Raw genomic sequence first — 12,051 nt, 5'->3', positions numbered from 1 at the left:
GCATGCAATTAACTATTCAAATTATAAGCTATTGTCGCCTCAACGCAAGGGCTGATCGTATTTTTCGAGGTGCCCTTGAACTTCTCAAGTTCTCCTGAATTCATGGGAAGATTCTCCTTGGGGAACAATCACGACATCAGTGTCTTGATTGTCATGGCCGCTCAGCTGTTCAGCCAGGAGTGGTCAGAAAAACCTTCGGTTTGTATTAAGCCGTATTGCCCCTTGTCGCACACGCCCGTGGCAGTTGCCTATGACTAGTTCTTGAAATTTGCCGCGCAGCGGCTTGGTCCAACGCTTGCCATCACCTGCCCGCAAAGAGCTGCGCGTTCCGAGTCTCGGTGGGCTCTCAAAATGATGGAGGCGGGTCAGGTGTATGGCAGGGTTGGAAAGTGCTCTTGGCCCTCAGCGGGAACCTTTCCGGATGGCGTATCGACTCGACAGACAAGTCAACATCTAGATCAGGCCAATAAAGATGCTCCGAGGTCGGACGCATCACGTTTAGGACCTGCTGAATAGTTGCCGTTTTAAACCAAGGAAATTCGGAATAGGGAAGCCCCAGCTCTTCATCGTCGATAAGCACCCAGACAAAATGTCCAGATACGTTCGTAACCTCAGCCGCCAAAGTGGATGTTCCAGGCATCGATGATCTCCTGATGACGTGTCTCGACCAGGCGCTCTGCTTCTTTGATCCTCTGTGAGCTTAACCCAATTTTGCGAGCGAGTTAAACGGTTGGGTTGAGCCAGAACTTCGCCTCACCATCAGGATGGCTCACATGGACGTGAGGGCGGCTCTCCTCACGTGAGAAGAAGAAGAATCTAAATTCGCCATCCCTGAAGATGGTTGGTGACAAATGAGATATGAAACGACTTTCTGATTATAGCCGCGCCTGCAATGGCTGTTCGCAACTTTCCAACGCTAAATGGGAGGACCCTCTGAAGCAGACTCCACTCCCTTATCCCTATCTAGCCTGGCTTCTGCATGAATGCGGGCTATGTCCTGGCCGTCTTATACGGGTCCGTATAAGACGGTTCTTGGGGTTACAAAAAGTCAGCAGGGCTGCTCACTCCCATGGGGCCTCGGTTGAGCACATGGGTGTAGATCATGGAGGTGTTTACATCTCTGTGCCCCATCAACTCCTGGATCGTGCGGATATCCTTTCCACGCTCCAGCAGATGGGTAGCGAAGGAGTGACGGAGGGTATGCGGCGTGGCGGCTTGAACGATGCAGCCACTGCTCCTAGCCCACCCTTTTCCTCAGCGCCAGTCGTCTGCTGGTGTGGCCTGGGCCATGTGGGCCTGGGGATAGCGGCCGGCTATCAACGCTGCCCACCAGCCGTGCATCTACCAGGCCGCTGGCGCGGATGCAGCCAGCAGAACGGAGGTTGGGGGCATGGGGTGGTGCATGGTTTGAAGCATGACGCTGTTTGATCGATTGGCTGAGTTTCTCGCCAGGCTCCCCAATTACGCCGGAGTCACTCCTTAACTGGATACCCCGGCAGCTGCTGCCTTGACCCCCTCCGAGGCCGTTCCGTCGCCTGCACCGGAAGACGCCACCAGCGGTGGCGGCTGGCCCTTGATTGACGGCTGGGCCCGCGCCACCCTCTCGCCTACTGGCCCGAAGCTCTGGCAGGCCCTCACCCACCAGAGCGCCTGTCTGTCCTGCGCCTGGGGCACCGGCGGCCAGAACGGTGGCTTTCGCGATGAGCTCGGTGAGCCGCTCCAGCGCTGCCTCAAGAGCGTGGAGGCGATTAGCGCCGAGCTGCAGCCTGCCGTGCCCCGGGAGGTGTTCGCCGGGCGCAGCCTGGCCGAGCTGCAGCGGCTCACGTCTGCCGAATGCGACCGCCTGGGGCGGCTTGATCGGCCCCTGATCCACCGCGCCGGCAGTGACCACTATGAGCCGATCGGCTGGGAAGAGGTGCACCAGCTGGTGGCCGAGGCCTTCCGATCGGCGCCGCCCGAGCGTGTGGCCTCCTACAGCTCCGGCCGCTCCTCCAATGAGGCCGCTTATCTACTGCAGCTGTTCCTGCGCGCCTTCGGCTCCAACAACCTGGCCGACTGCTCCGACCTCTGCCACGCCCCCTCCACCCTCGGCCTCACGCGGGCTTTCGGCAGCGGCACCTCAATGGTGAACCTGGAGGGTCTGCAGCACGCTGATGGCGTGGTGCTGGTGGGCTCAAATGCGCCGGCCAACCACCCGCGCCTGATGAACGAGCTGATCCGCTTGCGCGAGCGCGGCGGCACGGTGATCGTGATCAATCCGGTGCTGGAGGCGGGGCTGCTGAAGTTCGGCTCGCCCGCCTTCCCGATCCGCTCCATGCTTGGCGGCGGCAGTGAGATCGCCTCGCTGTTTCTGCAGCCGATTCCCGGCTCCGATACTGCGGTGTTCCTCGGCCTTCAGAAGGCGCTGCTGGAGCGGGGCGCCATCAACCTTGCGTTCGTGAAGGCCCACGCCGATGGCTGGCAGGAGCTGATCGCCCAGATCGAGGGCACCAGCTGGGAGGCGATCACGGGCTGCTGCGGCCTCAGCCGCGAGGAGCTGGAGCACACCGCCGCCCGGCTGGCCGCCTGCCGGGCCGTGGTGTTCGCCTGGGCGATGGGCATCACCCACCACGCCAACGGCACCACCAACGTGCAGGCGATCGCCAACACGGCCGTGCTCAGCGGCAACGTGGGTCGGCCCGGGGCGGGCACGATGCCGATCCGCGGCCACTCCAACGTGCAGGGCTTCGGCTCGATGGGGGTGACAGTGCACCTGCGCGAGCCGATGCGCCTTGCCCTCGAGCAGTTGCTCGGTCGGCCCCTCAGCCCCACCCCCGGCTACGACACCTGCGCCCTGATCGAGGCGGCCGCTGCCGGCGCCGTCGATTCCCTGCTCTGCCTGGGCGGCAACCTGTTCGGCGCCAACCCCGACAGCACCCAGGCCCGCCGCGCCCTCGGCCGCATCGACACCATCGCCTACCTAGCCACCAAGCCCAACACCGGCCATTTCCACGGCCTCGGCGCTCGTCAGACCCTGCTGCTGCCGGTGTTCAACCGTTTCGAGACGCCCCATCGCACGACAGTGGAATCGGGCAACAACTGGGTGCGCCTCAACGAACCCGGCACCACCCACCTGGGCAGCGGCCAGCTGGTGAGCGAGGTGGGCTTCCTGGCGGAGCTGGCCCACCGCGTGCTGGGCGAGGAGCCGATCGACTGGCGGCGCCTGCAGGATCCGGTGTATGTGCGCGAGCTGATCGCCCGCACCGTGCCCGGTTACGACGCTATGGCCGAGATCGACGCCAGCAAGCGGGAATTCGAGGTGAGGGGGCGGGTGTTCCACGAGCCGCGCTTCCCCACCGCCACGGGCCGCGCCCAGCTGGCGCCCACTCCCCTGCCCGATCTCGCGCTTCCCGATCCGGAGCACTTCGGCGGCCTGGCGCCAGGCGAGCGGGGCTTGGTGCTCAGCCTGATCACCGCACGCAGCTACGGCCAGCACAACACCGTGGTGTACAAGCCGGGCGACAGCTACCGCGGCATGCCCCACCGCCACACACTGCTGATGAATCCGGAAGACCTGGTTGCCAGTGGCCTGGTCGCTCACCAGCGGGTCACGGTGCAGGGGGAGGCCGGCAGCCTTGAGGGCATCGAGCTGATTCCAGGATCGATTCGCCGCGGTGCCGCCTTGATGTTCTATCCGGAGGCCAATGTGCTGATGCGGCCCCACAAAGATCCCGAGAGCGGCACCCCGGCTTTCAAGCGGGTGCCGGTGCTGCTGCGCGGCCTTTGAGCTCGGCCAGCAGATCCGTAGCTATCGGCACCACGGCGGCACCCGGCTGCCTCGACAGTGAATTGCCAGAGGGTGGCGCTTGCCCAAGAGATAGCGATGGAGCAGGAGGTCGACCGCCGCGGCCTAGTGGGCGACCCGGTGCGCCTGCAGGTGGGGTGATGCTGCAGAGCTGGCTGGTGGAGCAGCGGCGGCGCGGGCGGGTTTATCAACCTCGCTTTCGGCGCCGCCAGCGGGCTTTGTCCTGGTTGGGGACGCTGTTGGCGCTCACCCTGCTCGGCCTGCTTGGTGCCTGGAGTGGCATGGTGCTGCTGGCGGCTCCACTGGGGGCATCGTCGGTGCTGTTGTTTGGCTACCCCGCCAGCCCCCTGGCCCAGCCGCGCAACATCGTGCTCGGCAACTTGGTGGGGGCGCTGGTGAGCGTGGCGGCGGTGGCCTGGCTGGGCCAGGGGCCACTGGTGATCGCCCTGGCGGTGGGGCTCACGGTGTTGCTAGGCCAGCAGCTGCGCTGCCTGCATCCCCCCGCCGGTGGTCTCGCCTTTCTCGGCGTGGCGCTGGGAGCCACGCCGCCGTTTGTGCTCACCCCCGTGCTCAGCGGTTCGCTGCTGCTGGTGCTGATCGCCGCGGCCTTCAGCCGCTGGGTGAAGGGAGCGCTGCCCTATCCGCACCACTGGCTGTGACCCTTTGGCTGCTGCTGGGTTAGCCGCCCAAGTAGGCCATCTCCGCATGGGCTGGGGCGGTTGCTGTGCGCTGCGGGTTGTCGCCTTGCCAGGCCTCTTGGCGTTGCTCGCTCCAGCGGTCGGCACGTTGGCTCCAGAGGCCGGAGATCGCCTTGCCCACGGCGTCGGCTGGGGAGTCTGGTTGCAGCCAGGGGCGCAGATCTAGGCCGCTGCCGGGGGCGGCAAACAGGCAGGTGTAGGCGATGCCGTCGGCGGTGACGCGCAGGCGATTGCAGTCGCCGCAGAAGGGGGCGCTCACCGACGCCACCACCGCCAGATGGGCGCCCCCGCTTTCCGGGTCGCGATCCCTGTAGCGCCACCGGCTGGCCGTGCCGTGGCTGGCGCGCCCCCGGGGCTCCAGCGGCCAGCGGTCGCCGAGCCGCTCCAGCATCTCGGCGGCGCTCAGCACCGCCTCGGGGCGCCAGCCATTGCGGTTGCCTACGTCCATGAACTCGATCAGGCGCAGCTCCAGCCCCCGCTCCCGGGCCAGGCCCGCCAGGGGCAGCAACTGGTCGTCGTTGGCGCCGCGCTGGATCACGGCATTGAGCTTTAGGGCGCCCAGCGCCGGATCGAAGCCCGCCGCCTGGGCGTGCTCGATCGCCGCCAGCACCGCCGCCAAGGCCCGCTCGCCAGCGGCGGCATCTGCCAGGCCAGCCATCGGGGCCACCGACGCGCCCGTGGTGCCATCGAGGCTGAGGGTGATCCGATCGAGGCCAGCGGCCCGCAGGCTCCGGGCGCGCGCCGCGCTCAGCAGCAGGCCATTGCTGGTGAGGGCGATCTCGCGCAGGCCGGGACGCTCCGGGTGGGTGGCGCGCAGGGGCCGCACGGCGGCGATCAGTTCCTCCAGGCCGCCGTGCAGGAGGGGTTCGCCGCCGGTCAGCCGCAGGCTGCGGGTTCCCAGGCTCACCGCCGCCCCGATCACCCGTAGCCGCTGCTCCAGCGTCAGCAGGCCCGGTGGCTCCACCCCATCCGGCAAGCAATAGGAACAGGCCAGGTTGCAGCGGGCCGTGAGCGACAGCCGCAGTACCCCGAGGGGCCGGTTGAGCTGGTCGGTGGCACTGGCCATGGCGGCCACGCTATGGCTGTTGGCCTGATGTTGGCGGTAGCGTTTCAGCATGGTCGCCTCCGCTGCCGAGCGTTTCACGCCGCCCCCCATCCCCTGGCGCCATCCCCTGGCGCTGGAGCCGGCTCCTGAGCTGGGTCCGGGGTTGGATCCCCAGAGGTCTGGGGAAGCCTTGGCGCGTCTGTGCGCCGAACCCGATGTGCAGGCGGTGATCGCCTTTGGTTCCCGGGCCAGGGGTGAGGCACGGCCCGACTCAGATCTGGATCTGGCGGTGATCGTGGGCCAGCCCCAGCTCACGCCGGCCGAAAAGATGGCCTGCTGGAAGCGCTTCAACCGAGCGCTGGGCCGGCAGGGAGTGGCTGTCGACCTGGTGGTGGCGGGCAGCGCCGATGCCGAGCGCCTGAGTGGCTCCCGTTGGCACGTGTTTGGCGATGTGGCCCGTGAGGGCCGGGTGCTGTATGTCGCCCGCTGAAGACGCCTTGCTGCTCCTGGCGATTGTGCGCCGCCATCTGCGCAGCCTGGGGCTGACCCTTGACCCTGCCTATCCCGACGAAGACTGGGGCTTCACCGCCCAGCAAGCAGTGGAGAAACTGCTCAAAGCCTGGATCGTGCTGGCTGATCGCCAGCCACCCCGGGTCCATGACCTCGAAGATCTGTTCGCCCTGGCTGGTCAGCAGCTTGATCCCCGGCTGCTTGAGCTGCAGGTGTTTGCGGTGGAGGCCCGCTATGAGCAGGGCCCATTTCCGTTGCCCGCGCCGCGGCAGGAGCTGCTGGCACTGGTCGAGGCGGAGCTGGAGCGGTGCGAGAGCATGGTGGCGGCGGTGGGGGAGTCGGCCGAGTGACTTGGCTTAGGGCCGATTCACGTTGCGGATGGCCCGGGGATCCAGCGGCACCGCCTGGTAAGGCAGCTCCACCAGCCAGCTTTGCAGGCGCCGTTCGCCCCGCTGCACCGCCGCGGCCAGGTGGGCCCGGATCGGGGCACTGCTCGGATAGAGGCCCAGCAGCGGTTGCAGCCGCTCACCGTCGTGGGCCAGCAGCAGCCGGATCGGGCTCCCTGTTGCTGCGCTCGCCAGCAGGGTTTGCAGGGCGGCCAGGCTGAGATCCGGCATGTCCACCGGGCAGAGCAGCAGCTGCTCGTTTGGGTGTTGCTGCATCAGCCGGTGCAGGGCCAGCAGCGGCCCCTCCCAGGGCGGCGGTTCGGCCAGGGCCGTCATCGGCGAGCCCGGGGCCAGCTCCAGGGCCAGCTCTTCCGCCAGCTCCAGGTGCGCCCCATGGCGGCTCAGCAGGCTGATCGGTATCTCTAGCTGGGCCAGCAGTCGCAGAGTGCGCTCCAGCCAGGTGCCGCCCTCGGGGTGGCTCAGCAGCGCCTTGTCGCGGCCCATGCGCCGGCTCTCGCCACCGCTGAGCAGGCAGGCGCGTAGGGGTGGGCTCACACCACCAGCCCAAACTCCGCCAGGGCCCGCGGCAGGTTGCGGTGCTCGTGGCCCGGGTGGCTGAGCTTCACCAGGGCGAAGCGCTGCAGTTCGGTGAGCTCTGCCCAGCCGCCGCTGCGCAGCTCAAGGTTCAGCTGGGCGCAGGAGGTGGTCAGCACTTCGGGCAGCTGGTCGGCCTGCTGCCAGGGCTCAGCCTCGGCTCGGGGCAGGTCCTTGGCCTGGCCGGAGCTGAGGGCGCTGGTGCGCGCCTGCAGGTGCTGGCGCAACGCCTCGATGGCGGCGGGGTCGTCGGGCCAGGCCAGCAGCCCAGCGCGCTCGGCCTCGCCCAGCTCGCTCCAATGCTGCAGCTTCAGCTTGATGCCGGCCAGATCGAGCTTGCGCCGCACGGCCATCGGAATGCAGCGCAGGTCGGCGGTGAAGTCGGCCTCGAAGTGGAAGCAGGTGCTAGCTAGGAGGGAGCCCAGGGGTAACTGCGGTAACAATTGCCACCATCATCGGGTGCCCTGGCTTGGTCGAATAGCCCCATGGTCAGTGATCCCGCCAGTTCAGCTGCCCTAGCTCAGTGCCCCTACTGCGGTGTGGGCTGCGGCCTGGAGCTGAAGGCCCCCGCTGAACCCGGCGGTCTCTGGGCCGCCCGTGGCGACCGTCACCATCCCTCGTCCCTGGGCCAGGTGTGTATCAAGGGCGCCACCGTGGGCGAAACCCTGCACCCCAACCGCCTCACCACGCCCCTGTGGCGTGCGCGCACCGACCAGCCCTTTGAGCCGATCAGCTGGGAGCGGGCTTTCACCATCCTGGTGGAGCGCATCGAGGCCACCTTGGCCACCAAGGGGCCCCAAGCCCTGGCGATCTACGGCTCCGGTCAGTTCCTCAGCGAGGACTATTACGCAGCCAACAAGCTGCTCAAGGGCGCCCTGGGCAGCAATAACTTCGACGCCAACTCGCGCCTTTGCATGAGTTCGGCGGTGGCGGGCTATGCCCGCAGCTTCGGCTCCGATGGCCCGCCCTGCTGCTACGAAGACCTCGATCTGGCCGATCTGGTGCTGCTGATCGGCACCAACACGGCCGAGTGCCATCCGGTGCTGTTCCAGCGGCTGCTTAAGCGCCGGCGCAAGGGGGCTGGGCCGCGCCTGGTGGTGGTGGATCCGCGCGCCACCGCTACCAGCGATGCCGCCGACCTGCACCTGGCGATCGCCCCCGGCACCGACCTGGCCCTGCTCTGCGGCCTGGGCCACCTGCTGCTTGAGCATGGCGGTGTGGATCAGGCCTGCGTGGCAGCCCACACCGAGGGTTTTGCCGAGCTGGAGACCCTCTGGCGGGCCTGGCAGCCGGCGCGGGCGGCGGCGGTGTGCGGCATCGCCGAGGCCGACCTGCGCCAGCTGGCCGACTGGTGGATCGCCAGCCAGGCGGCGCTCAGCCTTTGGTCGATGGGGGTAAACCAGAGCCGCGAGGGCACCGCCACCGTGGCCGGGATTTGCAACCTGCACCTGGTGAGCGGCCAGATCGGCCGCCCCGGCGCCGGACCCTTTTCACTTACCGGCCAGCCCAATGCCATGGGTGGCCGCGAGGTGGGTGGCCTGGCCCAGCTGTTGCCCGGTTACCGCTCCGTGGATGATCCAGCGCACCGGGCCGAGGTGGAACGCCACTGGGGCTTTGCTGCTGGCTCGATCTCGCCAGAGCCTGGCTTGGCGGTGTGGCCACAGATCGAGGCGATGGAGCGCGGCGAGCTCGAGCTTTGGTGGGTGGCGGCCACCAACCCCTTAGTAAGCCTGCCCAGCCTCGATCGGGTTAGGGCGGCGGTGGCGAACTGCCCGTTGGTGGTGCTGAGTGAGGCCTATGCCGGTACGGAAACCGAGGCCCTGACCCATCTGGTGTTGCCGGCGGCCCAGTGGAGCGAGAAGGCTGGCGTAATGGTGAACTCCGAGCGCCGCGTCACCCTCTGCTCTGCCTTCCGCCAGCCCCCTGGCGAGGCCCGGGCCGACTGGGCGATCTTTGCGGAGTTGGGCCGGCGTCTCGGTTTTGAGGCGCAGTTCGGCTGGCCTGACGCCGCCGCGGTGTATGCCGAATTCGTGGCACTCACGGCCGGCCGGGTGTGCGATAGCAGCGGCCTTAGCCACGAGCTCCTGGCCGAGCACGGCCCCCAGCAGTGGCCCTTCCCCGCCGGCACCGCCCCCGGCGGCGGCTCAGCGCGCCTCTATGTCGATCTGGCCTTCCCGACTCCTTCCGGCAAGGCACGCCTCTGGGCCGATCCGCCCCTGGGCCTGGCCGAACCCCCCTGCGACTCCTATCCCCTGGTGCTCACGGTGGGGCGGCTGCTGGGCCACTGGCACACCATGACCCGCACAGTCCATGTGGCGCGGGCGCTCAAGGCCCACCCCGAGCCGCTGCTGGAGTTGCATCCAAGCGATGCGGCTCGCGCCGGCTTGGTTGATGGGGCCTGGGCCCAGGTGCGATCGCGCCGCGGTGCGGTGTCGGTGAAGGTGCAAATCACCGAGCGCATTCGGCCCGGCACCGTGTTTTTGCCGATGCATTGGGGCGCCTCCCAAGGCGAGCTGGCTTGCGAGGCCAATCGACTGATGCATGAGCTGGGCTGCCCGATTTCGAAGCAGCCGGAGCTCAAGGCAGCGGCAGTGGCGCTTAGTTCTTATGAAAAGCCCCCGATTTCGGGGGCTAGTAATGTTGGAATTATCCTGGATTAGAAGCGGAACTGGGTTTGAACCACGCCGCCCCAGAGATCTTTGTCGTTCACCTGGTTGGAGCTATTAGCGATGTAGAAGAGCCCTGGAGTAATTGAGATGTTATCAGTTACCTGGAACTTGTAGAAGAGCTCCAGAGAGAGGGGATCTTTAACGCCGGTTCCAGCGCTCGGGTTTTGGCCGATTGCTACACCAGCGCTATTACCCTTAGCAAAGGTATCATCCCATTGCAGGCCGACATACCAGGACTGGGAATCAGCGGCTCCAGCTATGCCCCCCGAAATATCAGTGAAGCCGTAACCAGCGCTGATTGAGGGGACGATTCCAGCGTCGATGGGTTGCCAGTAACCTGCTATTGAAAAATTATTAGATGTTTGGCCGGATGTGAGTACGTTGAAGGCGGTGCCGTTGGAGTTGATCGTGCGAGTGCCGAAGGTGCCGTTGCGGTAGGCGACGGCGGCCCCCCAGCTGGTGCCCTTGTAGCCGATTTGGACCATGGTGTTGAGGCTGCCATCGCTGTCGAAAATCCCTTCATTGGAGATTTCACCGTCTTGGGCGATGAAGTTCAGTGAGGCGTTCCAGAAGCCCTGCCCTTTTGGCACTGGCTGCTTCCACACGGCCCCAAATCCCTGCCCTGTTGCCTTGTTGTAAACCCCTGGTGTGCCAGCCACGGAGAAGTAGTCGAGCAGCTGGGAGCGGTAAGCGCTGGGGATAAAGGCGAGGATTTCGGTGTTGCGCACCAAGGCGCCGGCGGTGAGGGTGAACGATTTGCCTACCGGGAACTGGTAATAGAGGCGATCGATCGATACGGTATCGATGCCACCAACGCCGGAAGCTCCTGCATTGGTGCTGGAGGCCTTATCAAGCTTGAACAGACTATCTCCTGCGTTGAAGGGGCTGAAGGCTGTGAAATTCCCCGAGCGTAGGCGCGTTTTGAGCAGGTCTTTACCGGTGAAGCTGGTGTCAAGATTCAGGCGCACGTCGTAATTGAAGGTGGTGCGGTCCTGCCTGCCAACAGCAACAGGAGGGGTTCCCACCCTGAAGTCTGAGTTGTAATCGGGCACGCCACCCAAGATGAAGTTAACCTCGCCTTTGAGCTTTGTGGTGGTGGAAAACTGCTGAGCTTCCAGTTTGCCCACCTTGGCCTCGAGTCCGTCGACTCGGCCCTTCAGCACAGCTAGCTCCTTCTTGAATTCATCCATCAACCTCTGCAGCTCGTCGGTCACTTCGGTGACGCGGTCGAGGCAGGCATTGAGCAGGGCCGCCGCTTCGAAGCGGGTCATGGCCTGGCCACCTTTGTAGGTGCCGTTGGGATAGCCGGCTACGCAGCCATACTTTTCCACCAGGTTGCTTAGTGCTTGGTAAGCCCAGTCGGTAGGCCTTACGTCAGAAAACTGGTTAACACTAGTGACCTGATTTTGAGAGCGCCAAGCCTTGAGCTCATCGATCTCCTGTTGCTCCATGTAGTCGTTTATGGCGGCATTGCCGTTCAACGAAGACAGCTCATTGGCGGTTGCGCCTAGAGGGGCCAGCAGGCCCGTGCCGGCCACGGCCAGCAGTAGCTGTTGGAAAAATTTCATCGGGGGTCTCACACCGCGGTTGATGGATTCGCGGGGTCGAAAAAAAGCCCCTGGGGCCCACCAGCACAAGCTGCCTGGACTGAGGTTAAGGTCTCATTAAGCGCAATCATCTGCTGTGTTGCTTGTTACCAGCTCACTGCTCAGCGCTCACTGCTCAGTCGACGTCGTTGGCGAAGCGGCGATAAAGAAAATCGAGGGCTTCGTTGCGGAATTCGTAGTACTCCGGCATCTCCATCAGTTGGCTGCGCTGACGTGGGCGGGGGAAGGGCAAGCTGAGGTCGGCGCCGATCTGGGCGGCCGGGCCGTTAGTCATCATCACGATTCGGTCGGCGAGAAACAGGGCCTCGTCGATGTCGTGGGTGATCATCAGCACCGTCACTTTTTGTTCGGCCCAGATCCGCAACAGCTCCTCCTGCAATTCCTCGCGGGTGATCGGATCCAGCGCCCCGAAGGGTTCATCGAGGATCAACAGTTTTGGTTGGAGAGCTAGCGCCCGTGCGATTGAAACGCGCTGCTTCATGCCCCCGGAGAGACTTGATGGTTTCTGGTGGGCGGCCTCACTGAGGCCCACCATCTCCAGGTGTCTTTCTACGGTGGAGCGGTTCTGGCCGTTGCGTCGGTGCTGGGGGAAAACATTGTTCACCGCCAGGGCGATGTTGTTGTAGGCGCTCAGCCAGGGCAGCAGGGAATAGTTCTGAAACACCACCATCCGCTCGGGCCCCGGTTCGACGATCCTCTCCCCCTGGACCCGCACCTCGCCGCTGCTGGGCTGCCGGAAACCGGACACCATGTCCAGC

At 65.4% G+C, this 12,051-nt stretch carries 13 protein-coding genes; 5 read left to right on the top strand and 8 right to left on the bottom strand.

Going from position 1 to position 12,051, the window contains the following annotated elements; translation table 11 throughout:
- Positions 1-346: 346 nt before the first annotated feature.
- The 3 genes from AC01FP_RS13910 to AC01FP_RS13900 all read right to left on the bottom strand — a co-directional run bounded on the left by AC01FP_RS13910 (position 347) and on the right by AC01FP_RS13900 (position 1,224).
- Positions 347-640 (bottom strand): DUF2442 domain-containing protein, encoded by a 294-nt coding sequence (locus AC01FP_RS13910; protein WP_474481048.1) that lies wholly within the window; start codon positions 638-640, stop codon positions 347-349.
- Between the two features lie 82 nt (positions 641-722).
- Positions 723-851, bottom strand: coding sequence for a DUF4160 domain-containing protein (locus tag AC01FP_RS13905; protein WP_474481046.1), 129 nt, complete (start codon positions 849-851; stop codon positions 723-725).
- A gap of 187 nt (positions 852-1,038) precedes the next feature.
- Positions 1,039-1,224 (bottom strand): tyrosine-type recombinase/integrase, encoded by a 186-nt coding sequence (locus AC01FP_RS13900; RefSeq protein ID WP_474481050.1) that lies wholly within the window; start codon positions 1,222-1,224, stop codon positions 1,039-1,041.
- A gap of 283 nt (positions 1,225-1,507) precedes the next feature.
- On the opposite strand from AC01FP_RS13900, the gene AC01FP_RS13895 reads away from it, so the two are divergent.
- Complete coding sequence (locus AC01FP_RS13895) at positions 1,508-3,766, top strand: FdhF/YdeP family oxidoreductase (RefSeq protein WP_474481044.1); 2,259 nt, start codon at positions 1,508-1,510, stop codon at positions 3,764-3,766.
- A 158-nt stretch (positions 3,767-3,924) separates the two neighbouring features.
- Positions 3,925-4,443: an HPP family protein gene (locus AC01FP_RS13890; protein WP_474481042.1), complete on the top strand. Its 519-nt coding sequence runs from the start codon at positions 3,925-3,927 to the stop codon at positions 4,441-4,443.
- A 19-nt stretch (positions 4,444-4,462) separates the two neighbouring features.
- Here AC01FP_RS13890 and AC01FP_RS13885 read toward each other — a convergent pair whose 3' ends face one another.
- Entirely contained in the window at positions 4,463-5,599 is a 1,137-nt protein-coding gene (locus AC01FP_RS13885; RefSeq protein ID WP_474481040.1) for a GTP 3',8-cyclase MoaA, read from the bottom strand.
- On the opposite strand from AC01FP_RS13885, the gene AC01FP_RS13880 reads away from it, so the two are divergent.
- Entirely contained in the window at positions 5,598-6,017 is a 420-nt protein-coding gene (locus tag AC01FP_RS13880) for a nucleotidyltransferase family protein (RefSeq protein ID WP_474481039.1), read from the top strand. The genes AC01FP_RS13885 and AC01FP_RS13880 overlap by 2 nt on opposite strands.
- Complete coding sequence (locus AC01FP_RS13875) at positions 6,004-6,387, top strand: HEPN domain-containing protein (protein WP_474481038.1); 384 nt, start codon at positions 6,004-6,006, stop codon at positions 6,385-6,387. The genes AC01FP_RS13880 and AC01FP_RS13875 overlap by 14 nt, the downstream gene beginning before the upstream one ends.
- 6 nt (positions 6,388-6,393) lie before the next feature.
- Here the strand turns inward: AC01FP_RS13875 and mobA are convergent, their stop codons facing one another.
- Both mobA and AC01FP_RS13865 read right to left on the bottom strand, forming a co-directional pair.
- Positions 6,394-6,978, bottom strand: coding sequence for a molybdenum cofactor guanylyltransferase (mobA, locus tag AC01FP_RS13870; RefSeq protein WP_474481037.1), 585 nt, complete (start codon positions 6,976-6,978; stop codon positions 6,394-6,396).
- Entirely contained in the window at positions 6,975-7,460 is a 486-nt protein-coding gene (locus AC01FP_RS13865) for a nitrate reductase associated protein (protein ID WP_474481035.1), read from the bottom strand. The genes mobA and AC01FP_RS13865 overlap by 4 nt, the downstream gene beginning before the upstream one ends.
- A 42-nt stretch (positions 7,461-7,502) precedes the next feature.
- Here AC01FP_RS13865 and AC01FP_RS13860 point away from each other — a divergent pair, with 42 nt between their 5' ends.
- Positions 7,503-9,677: a molybdopterin oxidoreductase family protein gene (locus AC01FP_RS13860; protein WP_474481033.1), complete on the top strand. Its 2,175-nt coding sequence runs from the start codon at positions 7,503-7,505 to the stop codon at positions 9,675-9,677.
- Here the strand turns inward: AC01FP_RS13860 and AC01FP_RS13855 are convergent.
- Both AC01FP_RS13855 and AC01FP_RS13850 read right to left on the bottom strand, forming a co-directional pair.
- The gene (locus tag AC01FP_RS13855; RefSeq protein WP_474481031.1) at positions 9,674-11,254 is read right to left on the bottom strand and encodes an iron uptake porin; all 1,581 of its coding nucleotides are present in this window, start codon (positions 11,252-11,254) and stop codon (positions 9,674-9,676) included. The two genes, AC01FP_RS13860 and AC01FP_RS13855, sit on opposite strands and share 4 nt — an antisense overlap.
- Positions 11,255-11,408: 154 nt before the next feature.
- A partial coding sequence (locus AC01FP_RS13850; protein WP_474481030.1) for a nitrate ABC transporter ATP-binding protein occupies positions 11,409-12,051 on the bottom strand: 643 nt, incomplete at its 5' end.

It is taken from the genome of Cyanobium sp. NIVA-CYA 375, from assembly GCF_056108345.1.
The sequence above is the reverse complement of the archived record's forward strand: the minus strand, read 5'-3'. Positions and strand labels throughout refer to the sequence as shown.